Raw genomic sequence first — 20,357 nt, forward strand, 5'->3', positions numbered from 1 at the left:
TCCCTACTCGGGCTTGGTCGGATCGGCGGCGAGCGCCTGAGAGCTACGAACCTTGTAGTCGCGGTCGCCGACCAGGACGGCGTCCTCGCCGTCGCTGTCGGCGAGCCGCACCTGCACGGCCTCGCGCAGCGAGGTGGGCAGGTTCTTGCCCACGTAGTCGGCCCGGATCGGCAGCTCCCGGTGGCCGCGGTCGACCAGCACGGCGAGCTGCACGGCGCGCGGGCGGCCGATGTCGCCGAGGGCGTCGAGGGCGGCGCGCACGGTGCGGCCGGAGAAGAGCACGTCGTCGACCAGGATCACCAGCTTGCCGTCGATCCCGTCGGCCGGGATGTCGGTGTGCTCCAGGGCCCGGGCGGGCTTCAGCCGCAGGTCGTCCCGGTACATGGTGATGTCGAGGGTGCCCAGCGGGATGTCCCGGCCGGTGATCTGGGTGAGCCGGGTGTGCAGCCGGCGGGCCAGGTGGACCCCGCGGGTGTGGATGCCCAGCAGCACGACGTCCTCGGCGCCCTTGGCGCGTTCGACGATCTCGTGCGCGATCCGGGTGATCACCCGGGTGATGTCCGCGCCGTCCAGCACCTGGTGCGGCGGTCGCGGTGTGTCGGTGTTCATGGTCATGCCGAAGCGGACCTCCTTCCCCGCCTCACTGGACGGGCCTTAAAGGATGTCTGGAAGTGGCTGCCCGTTCACGTGGCGGACGCCTCGCCCATGCTACCAGGGCGATCATGCGCAGCCCGCCCACCTCGGATGTCGTGTTCACGCAGAGGAAGCAGAGCATTCGCACGACTGCCCCATTCGGCTTGACGCAGCTACCTCACTCTACGTAACCTCACAGTGAGTTACGGAATGGGCGTCGTACCCACCGGTAGGACGCCCGGGCAGTCGGGCGCCGCACACCCTTGGGCCCCGCTCCCGCGTGACCACCTAGAACACAGAAATTCTCGTCCGGGGAGATCAATGTCCAGCGACTATGCGAAGCAGCTCGGAGGCAAACTCCGAGCCATCCGCACCCAGCAGGGGCTCTCCCTGCACGGTGTTGAGGAGAAGTCCCAGGGGCGCTGGAAGGCGGTCGTGGTCGGCTCCTACGAGCGCGGCGACCGCGCCGTGACCGTGCAGCGCCTGGCCGAGCTTGCCGAGTTCTACGGCGTCCCGGTGCAGGAGCTGCTGCCCGGCGGCACCCCGGGCGGCGCGGCCGAGCCGCCGCCGCGCCTGGTGCTCGACCTGGAGAGACTGACCCAGGTCCCCAGCGAGAAGGCCGGCCCGCTGCAGCGCTACGCGGCCACCATCCAGTCCCAGCGCGGCGACTACAACGGCAAGGTGCTGTCGATCCGCCAGGACGACCTGCGCACCCTGGCCGTGATCTACGACCAGTCGCCGTCGATCCTCACCGAGCAGCTGATCAGCTGGGGCGTGCTCAACCCGGACGCGCGCCGCGCGGTGCGCGAGGAGGACGCGAGCTGACCCCTCGCGGCTGACTCATCGCCAGCTGAAGAAACGTCACGGCGCGGCCCCACGGGGCCGCGCCGTTGCCGTTCGGGGGCACGCGCGGGCGCACGGCGCGCGCCCGCGGCTCCCGCCCGCACCAGGCGCCCCCTCAGCCCCGCGGCACCCGGGCGAGTTGCCGGGACTGCGCGACCAGCCGGCCGGCCTCGTCCCAGATCTCGCAGTCCTCCTCGAAGTAGCCGCCGGCCAGGTTCCGGGTGGCGTGGCTGACCCGCAGCCAGCCCGGCGCCGGCTCGGCCCGCAGCTGCACGGTCAGCTCCACGGTCGGTGCCCAGCCCGGCAGGCCCAGGTCGTAGGTGACCGGCGGCAGGGCGTCGGCCACCAGCAGCAGCGAGAGCGGGTCGGGCTCGCGGCCGTCGGCCAGCCGGAACCAGCCCTGGATCCGCCCGTTCATGCTCGGCGCGCCGACCGCCCAGCCGACCGTGGCCGGGTCCAGCCGCAGCTCGAACCGCTCCAGCAGCGCGGCCTGCGCGATCAGCTCGCGCGGCGCGTGCTCCATGCCGACGCACTGCTCGCGCGGCGGCAGCGCGGGCGGCTGGGCCGAGGTGCGCACCTCGCCGGCCAGCCCGGCCAGGTCGGTGAAGCTGGCCAGCACTCTGAGCTTCTCGACCGGCCGGCCCTGCTCGTCGGGCTGGGAGAGCGTGGCGGTGGCGGTGGAGAGGCTGCGGCCGCGGCGGATGACCTCGGCGCGGGCGGTGACCGGCCCGGGGTGCGAGGTGGCCTGGTAGTGCCCGGTGATCGAGACCGGGTCCGGGTGCTCCGGCAGCTCCTGGCGGATCGCGTTGGCGGCCACCGCGAGCAGCAGGCCGCCGTTCACCCCGCCGCCGATCTGCCAGCCGGCGCCGAGCTCGCCCCGGTGGCCACCGGTGCTGCCGTCGGGCGCCAGCGCGATGCCCCGGTCGAACTCGCTGCTGGTCACGGTGGTCATGGCGGTCCCGCCCTTCAGTTAAGTTACTGGCTGGTAGGAAGCTTACGCCAGCCCCCACAACGCAACGGCCGCCGGACCCATGGGGTCCGGCGGCCGTTGCCGCAGGCGCGGGATCTCGCCGTCGCGAAGGTCAGCGACGGATCGACGCCTTGTTCTCCTGGAAGCGGGCCAGCAGGCCGTTCACGAAGCCCGGCGAGTCGTCGGTGGAGAACTCCTTGGCGATCTCCACCGCCTCGTCCAGGACGACCGCGTCCGGGACGCCGTCCTCCCAGATCAGCTCGTAGGCCCCGAGCCGCAGCACGTTGCGGTCCACCACCGGCATCCGGTCGATGGTCCAGCCGACCGCGTAGGCCGCGATCAGCTCGTCGATCCGACGGGCGTGCTGGACGTAGCCCTCGACCAGCTGCATGGTGTACTCGGCGACCTGCGGGACGCCGTCACCCGGCTTGGCCTCGCGGCCGCGGGCCACCCAGTCGGCGAGCACCGACAGCGGGTTGGCGTCCCGGTGGTCGGCCTCGAAGAGGATCTGGAAGGCGTGCGTGCGCGCCTTGGTGCGAGCGGACGCCACGGTTACTTGTTCACCCGGCCGAGGTAGCTGCCGTCGCGGGTGTCGACCTTGATCTTCTCGCCGGTGGTGACGAACAGCGGCACCTGGATCTCGGCGCCGGTCTCCAGGGTGGCGGGCTTGGTGCCACCGGTGGAGCGGTCGCCCTGCAGGCCCGGCTCGGTCTCGGCGATGACCAGCTCGACGGCGGCCGGCAGCTCGATGTACAGCGGGGCGTTGTCGTGCTGCGCCACCAGGGCCTCGAAGCCCTCCAGCAGGTACTTGGCCGCGTCGCCGACGACCTCCGGCGAGACCGGGATCTGGTCGTAGGTGTCGAGGTCCATGAAGATGAACTGCTCGCCGTCCTTGTACGAGAACTGCATGGTGCGCTTGTCGACGTTCGCGGTCTCGACCTTGGTGCCCGCGTTGAACGTCTTGTCGACGACCTTGCCATTCAGCACGTGCTTCAGCTTGGTACGCACGAAGGCGGGGCCCTTGCCCGGCTTGACGTGCTGGAACTCGACCACGGTCCACAGGACGCCGTCGAGGTTGAGGACCATGCCGTTCTTCAGATCGTTCGTGGTAGCCACGGGCGCACTTACTCCTGCATATAGCTGTCAAGGAACCAAGGGACGCGGGCCTGTCCGCCGGAGAACGGCGGTCACAGGGCGAGGAGCTCCTTGGTGGTGATGGTGAGCAGCTCGGGCCCGCCCTCTGCAGAGGGGCGCACGACGAGCGTGTCCTCGATCCGGACCCCGCCGCGGCCCGGGAGATGAACCCCTGGACCCACGGTGACCGGCACGCGGTTGTCCAGCTTACCCGTCTCGCCGGGCCCGAGTTGCGGCGCCTCCCTGGTCTCCAGGCCGATACCGTGCCCGAACGGTCGGGGCGGCTCCTCGCGGTAGCCCGCGGCGTACAGCAGTTCGCGCGCCGCGCGGTCGGGCGCGGCGCACTCGGTGCCCGGGACCAGCGCCTCCCGGGCGGCCCGCTGGGCCTCGAAGACCAGCCGGTGCAGCTCCACCTGCCAGCCGGCCGGGGCCGCGCCGATCACGAAGGTGCGGGTGCAGCGGATGGTGTAGCCGCGGTACCGGGCGCCGAGCGAGACGGTCAGGAAGTCGCCCTCCTCGACCCTGCGGTCGGTCGGCCGGTGCGCGGTCCGGCCGGAGTGCGGGCCGGTGCCGACCGAGACCGGGAAGGCCGCCCCGTCCGCGCCGTGGTCGATCATCCGGCGCTCCAGCTCCATCGCCAGGTGCCGCTCGGTGCGGCCGACCAGGATCGACTCCAGCAGCTCGCCGAGCGCCTGGTCGCCGATCTCGGCGGCGATCCGCAGGTCGGCGACCTCCTGCTCGTCCTTGACCACCCGCAGCCGCTCCACGGTCCGGCCCAGGTCGTGCAGCCGCACCCCGGCCGCCTGCACGCCGACCGCCCGGTACCGGCTGACCGTCAGGTCGTGCTCCTCCACCGCCAGATCGGTGGCCCCGAACTCGACGGCGGCCCGGCCGGCCGGCTCGGCGGTGTCCTGCTCGGGCCCGGCGCTGCGGGTGGGCAGGTCGACGGGGTACGGGTGCTCGCCGGTGTCGTCGGGCGGGAGCTCGCCCGGGAGCACGAGCAGCGCGCGCTCCCGGGTGAGCAGCAGGCTCGCGCCGCAGGGGGTGCAGCCGGTCAGGTAGCGGACGTTGGCCGGGCTGGTGACCAGTACCGCGTCGGCCCCGCTCGCGCTGCAGTGTTCGAGCAGCCGCTCCCGGCGGGCCGCGTGCGCATCGGACATGGTCGCCAGCCTACGAAGCCGGGGCGCCTGACGCCCGTTCAGGTACGCCGGGCGGGGTGACGCGTCGGCGCGCTGGCCCGGGCGGCACGGGCGGCGGTGGTGGGATGGGCGGGTGGAGTGGTTCACCGCGCCCGAGTACGCGCTCAGCCGGCTGGTGCTGCTGCGCCTGCTGGCCGCCGTCTACCTGCTGGGGTTCGTGGCGGCGGCCCGGCAGTTCCGCGCCCTGCTCGGGGCGCGCGGGCTGCTGCCGATCCCCCGCTACCTGCGGCGCAACGGCTGGCGGGAGGCGCCGAGCCTGTTCCAGTGGCACTACTCCGACCGGTTCTTCGCCGCCGTGGCCTGGGGCGGCGCGGCGGTGTCGGCGGGGCTGTGCGCCGGGCTCGGCGACGCCGTGCCGCTCTGGGCCTCGATGCTGCTCTGGGCGCTGCTCTGGGTGCTCTACCTGTCGATCGTCAACGTCGGGCAGACCTGGTACGCCTTCGGCTGGGAGTCGCTGCTGCTGGAGGCCGGCACGCTGGCCGTCTTCCTCGGCAACGCGGCGGTGGCGCCGCCCTGGCCGGTGCTGCTGCTGGTGCGCTGGCTGCTCTTCCGGGTGGAGTTCGGGGCCGGGCTGATCAAGCTGCGCGGGGACCGCTGCTGGCGCGACCTGAGCTGCCTGAAGTACCACCACGAGACCCAGCCGATGCCCGGGCCGTTCAGCTGGTACTTCCACCACCTGCCGATGCCGCTGCACCGGGTCGAGGTGGCGGCCAACCACGTGGCCCAGCTGGGGCTGCCGGTGCTGCTCTTCGCGCCGCAGCCGGTGGCCTCGGTGGCGGCCGCCGCCATGGTGGTGACCCAGCTCTGGCTGGTCGCCTCCGGCAACTTCGCCTGGCTGAACTGGCTGACCGTCGCCCTGGCGTTCGGCGCGCTGCGGCTGCCCGGCGCGCCCTCCCCGCACGGGCACCGCGCGCCGCTCTGGTTCGAGGTGCTGGTGCTGGCCTTCACCGCGCTGGTGCTGGCCCTGAGCTGGTGGCCGGCCCGCAACCTGCTCTCCCGCGGGCAGCTGATGAACTATTCGTTCAACCGGCTGCACCTGGTCAACACCTACGGCGCGTTCGGCAGCATCAACCGGGTGCGGTTCGAGGTGGTGGTGGAGGGCACCGCGGAGGCGGTGCCGCGGGTGGGCACCCACTGGTCGGAGTACGGCTTCCGCGGCAAGCCCGGGGAGCTGCGCCGGCGCCCGCGCCAGTTCGCGCCCTACCACCTGCGGCTGGACTGGCTGATGTGGTTCGCCGCGATCTCGCCGTCCTACGCCCGGCCGTGGTTCCCCGGGCTGCTGGACCGGCTGCTGGCCGGGGACCGGGCCACGCTGCGGCTGCTGCGGCACAACCCGTTCCCCGGGGAGCCGCCCCGGCACGTGCGGGCGGTGCTCTACCGCTACCGGTTCAGCACCCCGGCCGAGCGGCGGGCCGACGGCAGCTGGTGGCACCGGGAGCGGGTCGGGACGTACTACGCGGCGGTGGGTCGCTGAGGGCCGGTCAGCCGATCCGCAGCACCACGCGGCCGAGGTTGGCCCGGTGCTCAAGACGGGCCACGGCCTCGGCGGCGCGCTCCAGCGGGAACTCCTCCGAGACGGGCTTGACCCGGCCGGCCGCGAGCAGCTCCCAGAGCTCGGCCCGCACCTCGGCAAGCAGCTCCGGACGGTGCCGGGCCAGCTGACCCATCGACAGGCCGGTGACGGTGGCCATCGAGCCGAGCACCGCGCCCGCGTCCAGGGTGCCGCCGTAGCCGGCCAGGGTGACCAGGCGGCCGAAGGGGCGCAGCGTGCCGAGCGCCCAGGGCAGCACGGCGCCGCCTGCGCCCTCCAGCACCAGGTCGACCGGGCCGGCCTGCTCCTGGTAGCCGACCACCTCGTCGGCGCCCAGGCCGCGCAAGAAGTCGGCCTTGGCCGCGGGGTCGCTCACGGCCGCGACCACCCGGCCCGCACCGAGCGCCTTCGCCAGCTGGACCAGCAGGTGACCGACGCCCCCGGCGGCGTTGGTGATCAGGACCGTGGCGCCGACGTCGAGCTGACCGACTTTCAGGGCGGAGAGCGCGACCAGGCCGCCGTGCACCAGGCCGAGCGCCTCGGCGGCGTCCGCCTCCTCGGGGACCGGGGTGATGGTGGCCGGATGGGCCGTCAGGACGTCGGCGAAGGTGTCCGCGGCCACACCGCCGACCCGCTGGCCGACCTGATGGCCCGTCACCCCGCTGCCGACGGCCGTGATCCGGCCGACGAAGCTGCCCCCCACCTGCGGATCGGGGGCGTGGAACTGCTTGAGCAGCATCAGGGTGACCCCGGCCACCTCCGCGCGGACCTGCACCTCACCCGAGGCCGGGCTGGGCACCGGCTGCTCGTCGAGCACCAGCGCCGCCGCGGTGTCACTGTCGCGATGGAAACGGATCTTGCGCATCTGGCATCCCCCTTGTATTCGTTGGCGGTCCCAACGATAGCAGCTTTCATTGGGATGACCAACGGTTTTAGGATGTGCGCATGACCGACGCTCCGTTCAGCCGCCTGCAGACCCTCCCCAGCTGGCTCCTCGGCCGGGCCGGGGCGCTCGGCCACCGACTGGTCGCCGAGGCGATGGCCGAGGAGGACAGCAAGCTGGGCCACCACGCGGTGCTCGCCGCCGTGGCCGAGCACGGACCGCTCGCCCAGGCCGAGCTCTCCCGCCTGGTCCGGATCGACCCCAAGGACATCGTCGGGATCGTGAACGACCTGTCGGCCCGCGAACTGCTGGTGCGCCGCAAGGACCCGCGCGACGCCAGGAAGAACGCGATCGCGCTCACCCCCGCCGGCGCCGAGCTGCTGGCCCGGCTGCGAGTGCGCACCGACGCGGCCAACGAGCAGCTGCTGGCGCCGCTCGATCCGGCCGAGCGCGAACAACTACTCATCTTGGTACGCAAGATGATCGAAGGACGGATCGGGTGACCGTCGCCCCGGAGCGCGCCGGTCCGGCAGGATGGGGCACATGAGCGAGCTTGACACCGCCCCCGCCCCCTCCGACCAGAGACTGGTGCGCGGCGCGCGGGCCCGACACGCCATTGCCCGCCACGCGGCCGACGTCGCGTCCCTGGAGGGGCTCAGCGGCCTGAGCATCGGCCGGCTGGCCACCGACCTCCAGCTCAGCAAGAGCGGGATCGCCACCCTCTTCGGCACCAAGGAGAAGCTGCAACTGGCCGCCGTGGCCGCCGCCCACGAGGCCTTCCTGGACGCCGTGGTCCGCCCCACCGCCTCCGCCGAGCCCGGCGCCGACCGGCTGCGGCTGCTCACCGAGCACTGGATCGAGTACATCGAGGCCCCGCTCTTCCCCGGCGGCTGCTTCTGGGTCGCCAACCTCGCGGACTTCGACAGCCGCCCCGGGCCGGTCCGCGACGCCCTGCTGCGCCACCACCAGGACTGGCTGGGCCTGCTCGGGTCCGAGCTCCAACACGCCGTGGACACCGCCCAGATCGCCCCGCTGGACGTCGAGCTGGCCACCTTCCAGCTCGCGGCGGCGCTGGCGGCCGCGAACACGGCGGTGCTGATCGGCGACGAGCGCGCGGCGAGCAAGATCCGCCGGGTGGTCGCGGGGCTGCTCCGGCCCGTGGGGTGACGCCGTCACATCGACGGCCCCGATTCCGTCAATCCGTTGACGGAGCTCATTGACGGAGCTCGTCGGCGGAACTCGACGAAGGGGGCGCGACCGGTGGAGCACCAGGAATTCCCGGCCGAACTGCACGCGATGGCACGGCGATTGCTCGGTTCGGCCGAGGAGGCGGAGCGGGCCCTGCGGGAGGCCCGGCGCCGGGCCGACCGGGCGGAGGAGCTGAGCCCCTGGCTGACCACCCTGGTCGGCCGGGTCGCCCTGGAGCGGGTGCGCGAGCGGCCGGCCCGGGGCGAGCGGTCACCGTCCGGGGGGCAGCCGGAGCCGGACGCCACCGTCCCCGCCCTGCTCGTGGTGCTCGGGTCGCTGCCGCCCGCCGAGCGGCTCGCCCTGCTGCTGCTCGACCTGTTCGACCTCCCGCTCGCGGAGGCGGCCCGGATCCTCGGCGCGAGCGAGCAGGGCACCTGCCTGCTCGCCGAGCAGGCGCACGACCGGCTCCAGGGGCGGCCGCCAGTTCCTCGACATCAAGTATCTTGACCTCAAGAGTTTTCTCCGGCAGGCTGCTCCGCGAACGATCCGACCCGGGGGGACGCCATGCGCACGAGCAACGACGGACTGCTGGCCCAGCTGCGCCACCCGCCGGGAGGGCGGGACGCCCGGCTGATGCTCGCCGCACAAGGCCTCGACCGGACCGGCACCGGCATGTGGTGGGCGGCCTCGGTGCTCTACTTCACCTACGTCGCCCACCTGGACGCCCGCCAGGTCGGCCTGCTGCTCGGCGTCGCCGCGATCGCGGGCGTCGCCGGCTCGCCGATCGCCGGATGGCTCGCCGAACGCCGCTCGGTGCGGCGGCTGCTGATCGCCTGTCACCTGCTGCGGCTGGCGGCCATGCTGCTCCTGCTGGTCTGCCACGGCTTCGGCGAGCTGCTGCCGCTGGTCGCGCTGACCAGCCTGGGCGACCGGGCCGCCAAGACCCTGGAGATGCTCTTCGCCACCCGGGTCGCAGGCCAGCAACGGGCCGTCTACCAGGCACTCTTCCGCACCATCGCCAACGCCGGCTACGCGGTCGGCGCGGGCATCGCGGCGATCGGCATCGCGATCGGCACGGTCGGCGCCTACCAGGCGCTGATCCTGGTCAACGGGCTCTCCTACGTGGGTGCGGCGCTGCTGATCCGGCGCACCGGGCCGGAGGCCGGGCAGACCACCGCGCGGGCCGCCGCTGCCGAGCAGACCGGCCCCAACCCGTGGCGGGACCGCGGCTACCTGCTCTTCGTGCTGCTGGACGTGGTGATGAACCTGGACGACGGGGTGCTCAACGTCGGCCTGCCGCTCTGGCTGATCCATCGCACCCACGCCCCGCACGCCCTGGTGCCGGCCTTCCTGGTGATCAACACCGTCATGGTGGTGCTGCTGCAGATGCGGTTCTCCGGCTGGGCCGGCACCCCACGCCGGGCCGCCACCGCCGTGGCGCTGAACGGCGCGACGATGCTGGCCTGCTGCCTGGTCATCGCCTTCGGCACCGGCGGCGGCGCCTGGACCGCTGCCCTGGCGATGGTGCTCGCCGCGATGCTCACCACCGTCGCCGAGCTGCTCCGGTCGGTCAGCTCCTGGGAACTCGCCGTCTCGCTGGCCCCGGAGCAGGCGCGCGCCTCCTACCTGGGCGTGGCGGGCATGTCCCAGTCCATCGAGAAGGCGGCCGGCCCGCTGCTGCTCACCGGCGCGGTGTTCGCCGCCGGGCCGGCCGGGTGGCTGGCCCTGGGCGCCGTGCTGACCGGCGTGGGCGCCCTCCAACGCGGCGCCTGCCTGCGCCGGTTGACGGCCCTGCGGGCGGCCGCGGCGGAGCCGGTCACCGCGCCGCAGGAAGCGGCCGTGCCCGCGAACTGACACCGGGACAGCCCCGAGCTAACGGTTCGACAACTCCGGGGCCGGCGGCCCGTCAGCCGCGCAGACTGAACGCATGGTCGAAGCACCGGAGTTGTCGCCACAGCCGGCCCCCAGGGCCCCGCATCCCACGCCGTCCCGGACGGTCGGCACCGTCACGGACGTCCTGCTCGGTCTCGGGCTGCTGAGTCTGATCGGGATCGCCACGCTGGTGGGCGTCTTCTGCAACGCGATGGCGTTGTGGAGCAACTCGGAAGACGCACGGCGCGATCTCGGGCGGTTCGCGTGGTGGCTCGTCGTCGTGCTGGCCGTCGCCGTGGCGATCGCCGTCCTCGCCGCCCGGAAGGGGGCCCGGTGGACCGCGCGCATCCACTTCGGCGCGTCGGGCGTCCTCGCCCTTCTCCTGCTGCTCGCGGCGGGCCCGCTCACCGCGCCCCCGAACGTAGCCCTCGCGTACCGCCCCGTGACGGTCTGCCCGTCCGGCGGCTGAGCGAACGGCTCAGCGCTGCTGGCAGCGCGGGCACCAGAACAGGTTGCGCGCCGCGTGCTCCTCGGTGCGCACCTCGGTGCCGCAGACCAGGCACGGCTGGCCTGCCCGGCGGTAGACGTAGACCTCCCCGCCGTGGTCGTCGACGCGGGGCGGGCGGCCCATCGCCTCGGGGGTGTGCTCGGGGCGGACGGTGTCGATCCGGCCGATCGCGGCGCCGCCGCGCATCAGCTCGACCAGGTCGGCCCAGATCGCGTCCCACTCAGCCCGGCCCAGGTCGCGGCCGGCCCGGTGCGGGTTGACGGCGTGTCGGAAGAGCACCTCGGCGCGGTAGACGTTGCCCACACCGGCGAGCACCTTCTGGTCCATCAGCAGCGCGGCCACCGTCGTGCGGCTGCGGGAGATCCGCTGCCAGGCCTGCTCCGGGTCGGCGTCGGCGCGCAGCGGGTCCGGGCCTAGGCGGGCGTGCACCGCGTCCTTCTCGGCGGGGGTGAGGAGTTCGCAGGTGTTGGGGCCGCGCAGGTCGGCGTAATGGGCATTATTGACGAGCCGCAGCCGGATCAGGCCCACCGGGTCCGGCGCCTCCCCCGCGCCGAAGGTGTAGCCGCCGTACAGGCCCAGGTGGATGTGCAGCCAGCCGGCCGGGAAGCCGAGGAAGAGGTGCTTGCCGTCCGCCTCGGCCCGCTCCAGCGGCTGACCGTCGATCAGCTTGGCACCGTCGGCGAACCGGCCCTGCGGGCTGGAGACGGCGACCGGGGCGCCGCCGAACAGCCGGGTGTGCTCGGCGGCGAGGCGGTGCAGGATGTGGCCTTCGGGCATGGCAGGGCTTCCTCGTTCAGCGGACCGGGCGCCCGGCCAGCCGGGCCGCGATCATCCGGTCCAGCGCCGCCGCGGTCTCGGCCACGTCGAGCTGGGTGTTGTCGATGATCGGCAGGCCGGAGTTGTACCAGCCGGCCATCCGGCCGTGGATCAGCGCCACCTGCTCGTCGCTGAGCCGCCGGTTGCCGGAGCGCCGGGCGTTGCGGGCCAGCACGGTGTCCAGGCCGGGCAGCAGGATCACCGGGATCATGCCCGGGCCGATGTGCCGCTTCCAACCGCCCAGGCCGATCGCGGGACGGTCCGGGAAGACCGCGTCGTCGATGATGCAGGAGATGCCGTTGGCCAGGTAGTTGCGGCAGGCGAAGCCGCAGGTGCGGCGGGCCAGCCGGTACTGCGCCTCGGTGTCGCTGTTCCAGCCGGACTGCGGGTTGGCGAAGCCGGACTGCACCCACTCGCGGACGTCGTCCAGGCTGATGTGCGCGGTCGGCACCGAGCGGCGCTCGGCCCAATGGCGGGCCACCGTGGTCTTGCCGGCGCCGGCCGGGCCGATCAGCAGCACCGCGAGCGGGCCGACGTGCTGCGCCGGGCTCGGGGTGGCCGGGGGCAGTTGCACGGGGGCGCCGGTGGGCAGCACGAAGTGGCCGGTGCTGCCGGGCGGGATGGCCACCGCGGGCGCGCTGAGCGGCGGCCGGCGAGGTGCTGCGCCCGGAGCTCCCGAGGGCAGTGCGGGCACCAGCGGCGGGGCGGTCGGGCGGGCCGGCAGCGCCGGCGCGGACCCCTGGCGCTTCGGCACGGGTGGCGGACCCACCGGCCGTGGGGGCACTCCCCCGCCGTACTGCTGCGACACCTCGACACACCTCCCGCTGGGGACCCTACACGCAGTCCCGGCGGCGAGCCCAGCCCGCCACCGGGACCTCGGCAGGCCTCAGCGCTCGGCCAGCTGGTTCGCCAGCGCCCGCAGCGCCAACTCGTAGGAGCCGATGCCGAATCCGGCGATCGTCCCGGTGGCGATCGCGGAGATCACCGAGGTGTGCCGGAACTCCTCGCGGGCGTGCGGGTTGGAGATGTGCACCTCGATCAGCGGCGCGGTGCGCTGGGCCGCCGCGTCCCGCATCGCGTACGAGTAGTGGGTGAACGCGCCCGGGTTGATCACCACGGGAGTGCGCTCGTCGGCCGCCCAGTGCAGCCACTCGATCATCTGCTGCTCGGAGTTGGTCTCCTTGACCTCCACCTGGAAGCCCAGCTCCTTGCCGAGCGCGGTGCAGCGGTCGACCAGGCCGGCGTAGGAGGTGGCGCCGTAGACGTCCGGCTCCCGGCTGCCGAGGCGGCCGAGGTTCGGGCCGTTGAGCACCAGGACGCGCTGCTTGCCGACGGGCTGCGTCACGCGGACACCTCCGCGTACGCGGCGACCAGCAGCGACGGGTCCGGGCCCTCCAGCACCGAGGTCTTGCCCAGGCCGTCCAGCACGATGAAGCGCAGCAGGTCGCCGCGCGACTTCTTGTCGATCTTCATGGCGTCCAGCAACTTCGGCCAGGCGTCGGCCCGGTAGCTCAACGGCAGGCCGACCGAGGCCAGCACCGCGCGGTGCCGGTCCGCCGTCGCGTCGTCCAACCGCCCGGCCAGGCGGCCGAGTTCGGCGGCGAACAGCATGCCGATGGAGATCGCCGCGCCGTGCCGCCACTTGTACCGCTCGTTGCGCTCGATCGCGTGGCCCAGGGTGTGGCCGTAGTTGAGGATCTCCCGGCGGCCGGACTCCTTGAGGTCGCCGGAGACCACGTCGGCCTTGACCTGGATGGACCGGCGGATCAGCTCCACGGTGTGCGGGCCGTCCGGGGTGGTCGCGCCCTCGGGGTCGGACTCGATCAGGTCGAGGATCGCCGGGTCGGCGATGAAGCCGCACTTGATCACCTCGGCCAGGCCGGAGACGTAGTCGTGCTTCGGCACGGTCTCCAGGGTGGCCAGGTCGGCCAGCACGCCCACCGGCGGGTGGAACGCGCCGACCATGTTCTTGCCCTCGGCGATGTTGATGCCGGTCTTGCCGCCGACCGCCGCGTCCACCATGCCCAGCAGCGTGGTCGGCATGGAGATCCAGCGCACCCCGCGCAGCCAGGTCGCGGCGACGAAGCCGGCCAGGTCGGTGGTGGCGCCACCGCCGAGGCCGATGATCACGTCGCTGCGGGTGAACCCGGTCTGACCGAGCACCGACCAGCAGTAGGCGGCCACCTCGGCGCTCTTCGCCTCCTCGGCGTTCGGCACCTGCAGCACGATCGCCTCGTAGCCCTCGGCGGCCAGGTCCTCGCGGATCACGTCGCCGGTCGCGGCCAGCGCCTCCGGGTGGATGATCGCCACCCGACGGGCCTGACCACCGATCAAGTGGGCCAGCTCGCCCAGCAACTGACGGCCGATCAGCACGTCGTACGGGTCGTGTCCGGCCGAGCCGCCGACGTGGATGGTGACGGTGTCGCTCATGCTTCCTTCAGCTCCAAAGACTCCAGTACCGCGTCCGCCACCTGCTCGGGCGTGCGGCCCTCCGTGCTGACCACGGCGGCGGCGACCTCCAGGTAGAGCGGGCGCCGGCGCTCCATCAGCTCGCGCCACTGCTGGCGCGGGTTGACCGCGAGCAGCGGGCGGGGCGCGTCCAGGCCGACCCGCTTCACCGCGTCGGCCAGCGCCACCTCCAGGTAGGCGACCCGGTGGCCCTTCAGCAGCGCCCGGGTCGGCTCGGCCAGCACGGCGCCGCCGCCCAGCGCGAGCACCCCGGGGTGCTCGGCCAGCGCGGCGGCCACCGCGGCCCGCTCCAGCTCGCGGAAGTGCGGCTCGCCGTCCTGCACGAAGACGTCGGCGATCGGCTTCCCCGCGGTGGCGACGATGTCGTCGTCGGTGTCCCGGAACGGGACGCCGAGGTGCTCGGCGACCAGTCGGCCCACGGTGCTCTTGCCGGCCCCGGGCGGGCCGACCAGCACCACGCGCGGACCGGTCACCGGACGACCAGGTTGTCGAGGTAGCCCTGCACGTTGCGGCGGGTCTCCGAGACGTGGTCGCCGCCGAACTTCTCCAGCACCGCGTCGGCCAGCACCAGCGCGACCATCGCCTCGGCGACGATGCCGGCGGCCGGCACCGCGCAGACGTCGGAGCGCTGGTGGTGCGCCTTGGCCGGCTCGCCGGTGCGCACGTCGATGGTGCGCAGCGCCCGCGGCACGGTGGCGATCGGCTTCATCGCGGCCCGCACCCGCAGCAGTTCGCCGGTGGACAGGCCGCCCTCGGTGCCGCCGGAGCGGCCGGAAGTGCGCTTGACGCCCTGCTCGGAGGGGACGATCTCGTCGTGCGCCAGCGAGCCGGGGATCCGGGCCAGCTCGAAGCCGTCGCCGACCTCGACGCCCTTGATCGCCTGGATGCCCATCAGCGCGGCGGCCAGCCGGGCGTCCAGTCGGCGGTCCCAGTGCACGTGCGAGCCCAGGCCCACCGGCACGTTGTAGGCCAGCACCTCGACCACTCCGCCCAGGGTGTCGCCGTCCTTGTGCGCCTGGTCGATCTCGGCCACCATCGCCGCCGACGCGTCGGCGTCCAGGCAGCGCACCGGGTCCTCGTCGAGGCGGGCCTCGTCCAAGGGCAGCGGCAGCACGCCGGCCGGGGCCTTGGCGGCGCCCAACTCGACCACGTGCGAGACCAGTTCGATGCCGCAGACCTCCTTGAGGAAGGAGCGGGCGACCGTGCCGAGCGCGACCCGGGCGGCGGTCTCCCGGGCGCTGGCGCGCTCCAGGATCGGCCGGGCCTCGTCCAGCGAGTACTTCTGCATGCCGGCCAGGTCGGCGTGGCCGGGGCGGGGGCGGGTCAGCGCCTCGTTGCGGGCCAGGCCGGCCAGGATCTCCGGGTCCACCGGGTCGGCGGCCATCACCTGCTGCCACTTCGGCCACTCGGTGTTGCCGACCATGACGGCCACCGGGCTGCCCAGGCTCTCGCCGTGCCGGACGCCACCGAGGAAGGTGACCTCGTCCTGCTCGAACTTCATCCGGGCGCCGCGACCGTAGCCGAGCCGGCGCCGGGCCAGCGCGTCGGCCACCGCGGCGGTGGTCACGGGCACGCCGGCGGGCAGGCCCTCCAAGGTCGCGACCAGGGCGGGACCGTGCGACTCCCCCGCCGTCAGCCAGCGCAACGTACCCAACGGTGCTCCTTCATAGCGGACTCCCCGGGCGCCCGGGGCGGCGCCGGTCGGGCCCCGCCGGGGCCCGCGTCCCGATCCTTTCACGTCCCGGCACCTGGACGGGTCATGGTCCGGTTGGCGGACGCCAGGTGTTCACCGCGCGGTCCCGCGGTCCCAGGAACGGTTGCGGCCCGGGCCCTCGGGGCCGCCGGGTCGATGGTGCACAATGGACTGACCGCCGCCATCCCGCGGCCACCGGACGAGACGCGCCGTACCCGGACCGACAAGACGACGCACCGTCAGGAGGACGCCGGTATGGAGCAGGCCGTTCAGGTCTTCGGATCGATTCTGATCCTCGTACCCTTCGCGCTCGCCCAGTGGGGCCGGATCAGCGCGCACTCCCGCCCGTACCTGCTGCTGAACCTGTGCGGTTCGGCGATCCTCGCGGTGCTCGCCGGGCTCACCTCGCAGTGGGGGTTCCTGCTGCTGGAGGGCGTCTGGGCGGTGGTCTCGGCGAACAGCCTGATCGCCGCGCTGCGCGGGCGCACCCCGCGGGCCACCCACTAGCCGAACCGGCCGAGCAGCGGCTCAGCCCCGCAGCGCCGCCTCGCCGGCCGCCCGCATCGCCGCCAGCGGACCCTCCGGCACGCCGGTGAACTGCTCGAACTGCAGCACCGCCTGGTGCACCAACAGGTCGAGGCCGCCGAGCACGGTCGCGCCGCGGGCGGCGCAGGCGGCGGCCAGCGCGGTCGGCCAGGGGTGGTAGAGCACGTCGAAGAGCGCGCCCGGGGTGGCGGTCAGGCGCTCGGCGAACGCATCGGTGGCGCCGACCGGCGTGGTCGAGACGGTCAGCGGCGCCTCCAGCGCCCGCGCCCCGTCCGCCCAGTCGGCCGCCAGCACCGTGAGCCCCAGCCGCTCCCCCAGCTCGCGCATCTCGCGGGCCCGCTCGGGCGAGCGCACGTAGACCGTCACCTCGCCGTCGGTCAGCTGGGCCAGCGCGGCCAGCGCCGAGGAGGCGGTGGCCCCCGCGCCGAGCACCGCGGCCCGCTCGACCCGCTCGATGCCGCGCTCGCGCAGCGCGGCGACCAGGCCCGGCACGTCGGTGTTGTCGCCCCGGCGGCGGCCGTCCGGCTCGAAGACCAGGGTGTTCACCGCGTCCACCGCGAGCGCGGCCTCGCCCACCTCGTCCAGCAGCGGGATCACCGCGCGCTTGAGCGGCATGGTGAGCGAGCAGCCCGCCCAGCCGTCCCGCCGCACCGCGAGCCCCTCGACGAAAGCGGGCAGCCCCGCCTCGTCCACCTCGAACCGGCCGTACTCCCAGTCGGTCAGGCCCAGCGCGGCGTAGCCGGCGTTGTGCAGCACCGGGGAGAGCGAGTGCGCGATCGGCGAACCGAGCACGGCGGCGCGGTGGTGCATGGTCACCCCTGTCGGGTCGTCAGCTGATGGTCACTTGCAGGTGGTGGTGGCCGCGTCGAAGCCCCGGTGGTTGTCGGTGCAGTACTCCTTGACGTTCGCCGCGAACTCGTCCTTGGAGACCGAGAAGCGGGTCTCGGTCGGGCTCATCGCGATGAAGTAGACCCACTGGCCCGGCGTCGGGTTCAGCACCGCCTTGAGCGCGTCCTCACCGGGGTTGGAGATCGGCGTCGGCGGCAGGCCCGGGTTGATGTAGGTGTTGTACTTGTTCGAGCCGTCCTTGATCTGCGCGTCGGTCAGCTGCTTCGAGCCGACCGAGTACTGCAGCGTGGTGTCCATGCCCAGGGTGTGGTTGGTGGCGGTGGTGGTCAGCCGGTTGTTGATCACCCGGGCCATCTTGCCGAAGTCGGCCACGTTGTTGCCCTCGGCCTGCAGGATGCTCGCCTCGGTGACCACCTCGTAGGCGTTCTTCAGGCCGATCTGCGCGGCGGCGGCGTCCAGGCCCAGCGAGTTGTACTCGTTGACCGCGTTGGTGACCATCTGCTTCAGCAGGTCCTCGGGCTTCATGCCGTCGGCCACCGAGTACTTGGACGGCCAGAGGAAGCCCTCGGGGTTGTTGTTCGCGTAGGCCGGCAGGCCCAGGTTGGCGACGTTCGCCTTGGCCGCCGCGGCGGTGGTGCCCGCGCTCAGCTTCAGCTTCGTGTCGATCATCGCGTAGATCGCGGTGGAGGTCTTGCCCTCCGGAATGATCAGCGAGTCGCCGCCCGCCTCGCTGACCATCTCGGCCACCGCGGCGTCGCCGGACATCTGCAGCGCCATGATGTAGTAGCCCGGCTGCAGCATCTTGTTGGCCCGGTTGTAGGCGTTGACGAAGGCGCCGGTGCTCTTCACCACGCCCGCCTTCTGCAGCACCAGGGCCATGTCCGAGGCGGTGGCGCCGTCCTGGATCTGCACCTGCACCTTGCCGGTGCCGTTGCCCGCGAAGTCCGGCGGCGGGCCGAAGTGGCTCTTGTAGAAGCCGTAGCCCCACCAGCCGGCGCCGCCGACGGCGGCCAGCAGCACGACGGCGGCGGTCAGGCAGGCGCCGCCGTTGCGCAGGCCCGACTTCTTTCCCTTGGCCTTGCGCTTGGCCTCGGCCTCGGCGCTGTCGTCCTGGTCGCCGAGGAAGGAGCCGAACTCGCCGTCCCGCTCCTCGGCGTACTCGTCCTCGGCGTACCCGCCCTCGGGGTGCTCGCCGTCGAGGTGCTCCTCGTCGGTGTACTCGTCCTCGGCGTGCTCGGCGTACTCGTCGTACTCCTGGTACGGCTCGTCCGCGACGGGCTGCGGGTTGTCCAGGGCGGCGGCCTCGGCCTCCCAGTCGATGCCGTCGGGGCCCGGGCCGCCGGTGTGCTCCTGCGGCGCCGGCTGCTGGAGCTGCTGCGGCGCCCGGGGCTGGACCTGCTGCGGCACCTGCTGGAACTGCTGCGGCGGCATCTGCTGCGCCGCCTGCTGGAACTGCTGGGCCTGCTGCGGGTATCCCACCTGCTGGGCGTAGCCCTGCTGGTCGACGTAGACCTGCTGCTCGGCGTAGCCCTGCTGGTCCGGATAGCCCTGCTGCTCGGGATACCCCTGCTGCTGGAGCATCTGCGCCTGGCCCGGCTGCTGCGGGTAGCCGGCCTGCTGCTGGTAGCCCTGCTGCTGCCACTGCTGCTGGGCGTAGGGGTCCACCGGGACGTAGGCCTGCTGGCCGTAGGCGTCCTGCGCCTGGTACTGGCCGTACGGATCGTCGGACTGCTGGACGTACTGCTCGGCGCCGGGAACGGACTGCTGGTGCTGCGGGTGCTGCTGGTACTCCTGCGGCGGCTGCTCACCGTAACCGGGATCAGAGGGGTGCCACGGCTGGGAGCCGTAGCCCCGACCCAGATCAGTCATCGATTCCCTTAGGCCAACGGAACGGGCGGCTGATCTGACCTCCCGCCCGGGACGGCGTCCCGGCAGTACCTCGAACCGGCGTGCTAGCGCAGCGCCTGAGGGGAGACGTTACCGTACCGCAGGGTAAGGCCCACATTCCCGCGTTCGGCCCTCAAGGGCCGCCCGGAGTCGGTGAACCGCCGTGACTCGCCTGGTATGCGTTGAATTCGTCGACGTTCTTGCGCTGCTGTTCCTCACTGTCCGTGAACCTGGTGTCCCCGGGTCGGACGGTCACGAAGTACAGCCAGTCGCCCGGCGCCGGGTCCAGTGCGGCGTCCAGCGCCATCCGGCCCGGGTTGTCGATCGGGGTCGGCGGCAGGCCGGCCACCCGGTAGGTGTTGTAGGGCGAGTCGAGCTGGGTGTCGGTCACCGTGGTGTGCAGCGTGGTGCGGCCCAGCGCGTAGTTGATGGTCGAGTCGAGCTGCAGCGGCATGCCCCGGGCCAGCCGGTTGTAGACGACCCGGGCCACCATCGCCATGTCGTCGGCGTTGTCCGACTCGCCCTGCACCAGGCTGGCCACCACCAGCACCTGGTACGGCGTCAGCTGGTTCGGGCCGCCCTGCACCAGGCCGCTGTCCCGGAACTCGGCGCCGGACCGCGTCACCATCTGCCGGAGCAGCCCGAGCGGGGTGCTCTCACCGGTCACCGGGTAGGTCGCGGGGTAGAGCAGCCCCTCCGGGTTCTGCGCCGCCCAGTCCGGCAGGCCCAGTTCGCCGGCGTGGTCGGCGGCGGTGCGCTGGGCGGTGCCGGCGGGCTTGCCGAGCCGCTGGTCGATCGCCGCGAAGACCGCGCTGGAGCGCCAGCCCTCGGGCACGGTCAGGGCGTTGGCGTTGGCCGGGTCGCCGAGCACGCCGAGCGCGGCGGCGGCCGACATCCTGTGCCGCAGCGCGTAGGTGCCGGGCTGGATCCGGTCGGTGGCGCCGCCCGCGGCCTCGGTGAAGGCCTTGACGCTGGCCACCACCCCGTCCGCCCGGAGCAGTTCGCCGATCCTGGTCAGGCTGGCGCCCTGCGGCACCGAGACCTGCACCGCGACCCCGCTGCCCGCGCCGGCGTAGTCGGCCGCCGGGCGCGGCCCCTGGTGGGCGACCGCACCGTAGAGCTGACGGATCGTCAGGACGGTGCCGCCGACCAGCAGCAGGAGCAGCAGCAGGGTGAGCGAGCAGGCCAGCCGGGTGCGGTCGAGCGGGCGCGGTTCGCGCGGCACCGGCGGGTCGCCGGCCGGCGGCTCCAGCACCGGCGCGCCGAGGTGTCCCGGCGTGAGTCCGGGCAAGGTGTCGTGGTCCATCGCGCGCACCTGCGATCAGTCCGGACGGAC

23 protein-coding genes and 1 riboswitch are annotated in these 20,357 nt (G+C 73.2%); of the genes, 8 read left to right on the forward strand and 15 right to left on the reverse strand.

What is annotated here, in order from left to right; genetic code table 11:
- Positions 1–3: 3 nt before the first annotated feature.
- Positions 4–609 (reverse strand): bifunctional pyr operon transcriptional regulator/uracil phosphoribosyltransferase PyrR, encoded by a 606-nt coding sequence (gene pyrR / locus FHX73_RS00530; protein ID WP_211786267.1) that lies wholly within the window; start codon positions 607–609, stop codon positions 4–6.
- Positions 610–954: 345 nt separating this feature from the next.
- Here pyrR and bldD point away from each other — a divergent pair, with 345 nt between their 5' ends.
- Positions 955–1,458 carry a transcriptional regulator BldD gene (gene bldD, locus FHX73_RS00535; protein WP_030056198.1) on the forward strand — a complete coding sequence of 168 codons (504 nt, stop codon included), beginning with the start codon at positions 955–957 and terminating at the stop codon, positions 1,456–1,458.
- 133 nt (positions 1,459–1,591) lie between these two features.
- Here the strand turns inward: bldD and FHX73_RS00540 are convergent, their stop codons facing one another.
- The 4 genes from FHX73_RS00540 to FHX73_RS00555 all read right to left on the reverse strand — a co-directional run bounded on the left by FHX73_RS00540 (position 1,592) and on the right by FHX73_RS00555 (position 4,740).
- Positions 1,592–2,428, reverse strand: a complete 837-nt coding sequence (locus FHX73_RS00540; protein WP_145902716.1) for a thioesterase family protein — start codon at positions 2,426–2,428, stop codon at positions 1,592–1,594.
- Between the two features lie 130 nt (positions 2,429–2,558).
- Positions 2,559–2,996: a transcription antitermination factor NusB gene (nusB, locus tag FHX73_RS00545; RefSeq protein WP_145902717.1), complete on the reverse strand. Its 438-nt coding sequence runs from the start codon at positions 2,994–2,996 to the stop codon at positions 2,559–2,561.
- Between the two features lie 2 nt (positions 2,997–2,998).
- A complete protein-coding gene (gene efp / locus FHX73_RS00550; RefSeq protein ID WP_145902718.1) occupies positions 2,999–3,562 on the reverse strand; it encodes an elongation factor P in 564 nt (187 codons plus the stop codon).
- Between the two features lie 71 nt (positions 3,563–3,633).
- Positions 3,634–4,740, reverse strand: a complete 1,107-nt coding sequence (locus tag FHX73_RS00555) for a M24 family metallopeptidase (protein ID WP_145902719.1) — start codon at positions 4,738–4,740, stop codon at positions 3,634–3,636.
- A 112-nt stretch (positions 4,741–4,852) separates the two neighbouring features.
- Between FHX73_RS00555 and FHX73_RS00560 the strand changes: the two genes are divergently transcribed.
- Positions 4,853–6,253 carry a lipase maturation factor family protein gene (locus tag FHX73_RS00560; protein ID WP_145902720.1) on the forward strand — a complete coding sequence of 467 codons (1,401 nt, stop codon included), beginning with the start codon at positions 4,853–4,855 and terminating at the stop codon, positions 6,251–6,253.
- 7 nt (positions 6,254–6,260) lie between these two features.
- Here the strand turns inward: FHX73_RS00560 and FHX73_RS00565 are convergent, their stop codons facing one another.
- Positions 6,261–7,175, reverse strand: coding sequence for a quinone oxidoreductase family protein (locus tag FHX73_RS00565; RefSeq protein ID WP_145902721.1), 915 nt, complete (start codon positions 7,173–7,175; stop codon positions 6,261–6,263).
- An 80-nt stretch (positions 7,176–7,255) separates the two neighbouring features.
- On the opposite strand from FHX73_RS00565, the gene FHX73_RS00570 reads away from it, so the two are divergent.
- From FHX73_RS00570 to FHX73_RS00590, 5 genes are all read left to right on the forward strand, one after another.
- Positions 7,256–7,696, forward strand: coding sequence for a MarR family winged helix-turn-helix transcriptional regulator (locus tag FHX73_RS00570; protein WP_145902722.1), 441 nt, complete (start codon positions 7,256–7,258; stop codon positions 7,694–7,696).
- A 40-nt stretch (positions 7,697–7,736) separates the two neighbouring features.
- Positions 7,737–8,360 carry a TetR family transcriptional regulator C-terminal domain-containing protein gene (locus tag FHX73_RS00575; RefSeq protein ID WP_145902723.1) on the forward strand — a complete coding sequence of 208 codons (624 nt, stop codon included), beginning with the start codon at positions 7,737–7,739 and terminating at the stop codon, positions 8,358–8,360.
- A 93-nt stretch (positions 8,361–8,453) separates the two neighbouring features.
- Complete coding sequence (locus FHX73_RS00580; protein ID WP_145902724.1) at positions 8,454–8,888, forward strand: sigma factor-like helix-turn-helix DNA-binding protein; 435 nt, start codon at positions 8,454–8,456, stop codon at positions 8,886–8,888.
- 57 nt (positions 8,889–8,945) lie between these two features.
- Complete coding sequence (locus FHX73_RS00585) at positions 8,946–10,235, forward strand: MFS transporter (protein WP_170304796.1); 1,290 nt, start codon at positions 8,946–8,948, stop codon at positions 10,233–10,235.
- Positions 10,236–10,308: 73 nt separating this feature from the next.
- Positions 10,309–10,722 carry a DUF6234 family protein gene (locus tag FHX73_RS00590; RefSeq protein WP_145902725.1) on the forward strand — a complete coding sequence of 138 codons (414 nt, stop codon included), beginning with the start codon at positions 10,309–10,311 and terminating at the stop codon, positions 10,720–10,722.
- 9 nt (positions 10,723–10,731) lie between these two features.
- On the opposite strand, the gene FHX73_RS00595 is transcribed toward FHX73_RS00590, so the two are convergent.
- From FHX73_RS00595 to aroC, 6 genes are all read right to left on the reverse strand, one after another.
- Positions 10,732–11,538, reverse strand: a complete 807-nt coding sequence (locus FHX73_RS00595; protein WP_145902726.1) for an Fpg/Nei family DNA glycosylase — start codon at positions 11,536–11,538, stop codon at positions 10,732–10,734.
- Positions 11,539–11,554: 16 nt separating this feature from the next.
- The gene (locus FHX73_RS00600; RefSeq protein WP_145902727.1) at positions 11,555–12,385 is read right to left on the reverse strand and encodes an AAA family ATPase; all 831 of its coding nucleotides are present in this window, start codon (positions 12,383–12,385) and stop codon (positions 11,555–11,557) included.
- A gap of 78 nt (positions 12,386–12,463) precedes the next feature.
- Entirely contained in the window at positions 12,464–12,922 is a 459-nt protein-coding gene (aroQ, locus tag FHX73_RS00605) for a type II 3-dehydroquinate dehydratase (RefSeq protein ID WP_145902728.1), read from the reverse strand.
- Entirely contained in the window at positions 12,919–14,007 is a 1,089-nt protein-coding gene (gene aroB / locus FHX73_RS00610; RefSeq protein WP_145902729.1) for a 3-dehydroquinate synthase, read from the reverse strand. Before aroB ends, aroQ begins: the two co-directional genes overlap by 4 nt.
- Positions 14,004–14,519, reverse strand: coding sequence for a shikimate kinase (locus tag FHX73_RS00615; RefSeq protein WP_145902730.1), 516 nt, complete (start codon positions 14,517–14,519; stop codon positions 14,004–14,006). Before FHX73_RS00615 ends, aroB begins: the two co-directional genes overlap by 4 nt.
- Entirely contained in the window at positions 14,516–15,700 is a 1,185-nt protein-coding gene (aroC, locus tag FHX73_RS00620) for a chorismate synthase (protein WP_145902731.1), read from the reverse strand. The genes FHX73_RS00615 and aroC overlap by 4 nt, the downstream gene beginning before the upstream one ends.
- A 211-nt stretch (positions 15,701–15,911) precedes the next feature.
- Positions 15,912–15,977: riboswitch (guanidine-III (ykkC-III) riboswitch) on the forward strand.
- Positions 15,978–15,994: 17 nt separating this feature from the next.
- Here aroC and FHX73_RS00625 point away from each other — a divergent pair.
- On the forward strand, positions 15,995–16,246 hold the full coding sequence (locus FHX73_RS00625; RefSeq protein ID WP_145902732.1) for a CBU_0592 family membrane protein: 252 nt from the start codon (positions 15,995–15,997) through the stop codon (positions 16,244–16,246).
- 21 nt (positions 16,247–16,267) lie between these two features.
- Here FHX73_RS00625 and FHX73_RS00630 read toward each other — a convergent pair whose 3' ends face one another.
- The 3 genes from FHX73_RS00630 to mltG (FHX73_RS00640) form a co-directional block, all read right to left on the reverse strand.
- The gene (locus FHX73_RS00630; protein WP_145902733.1) at positions 16,268–17,095 is read right to left on the reverse strand and encodes a shikimate dehydrogenase; all 828 of its coding nucleotides are present in this window, start codon (positions 17,093–17,095) and stop codon (positions 16,268–16,270) included.
- A gap of 30 nt (positions 17,096–17,125) precedes the next feature.
- Positions 17,126–19,003, reverse strand: coding sequence for an endolytic transglycosylase MltG (gene mltG, locus FHX73_RS00635; protein WP_145902734.1), 1,878 nt, complete (start codon positions 19,001–19,003; stop codon positions 17,126–17,128).
- A gap of 151 nt (positions 19,004–19,154) precedes the next feature.
- Positions 19,155–20,327: an endolytic transglycosylase MltG gene (mltG, locus tag FHX73_RS00640; protein ID WP_145902735.1), complete on the reverse strand. Its 1,173-nt coding sequence runs from the start codon at positions 20,325–20,327 to the stop codon at positions 19,155–19,157.
- Positions 20,328–20,357: the final 30 nt, after the last annotated feature.

The organism is Kitasatospora viridis, assembly GCF_007829815.1.
In the GTDB taxonomy this organism is placed as follows: domain Bacteria; phylum Actinomycetota; class Actinomycetes; order Streptomycetales; family Streptomycetaceae; genus Kitasatospora; species Kitasatospora viridis.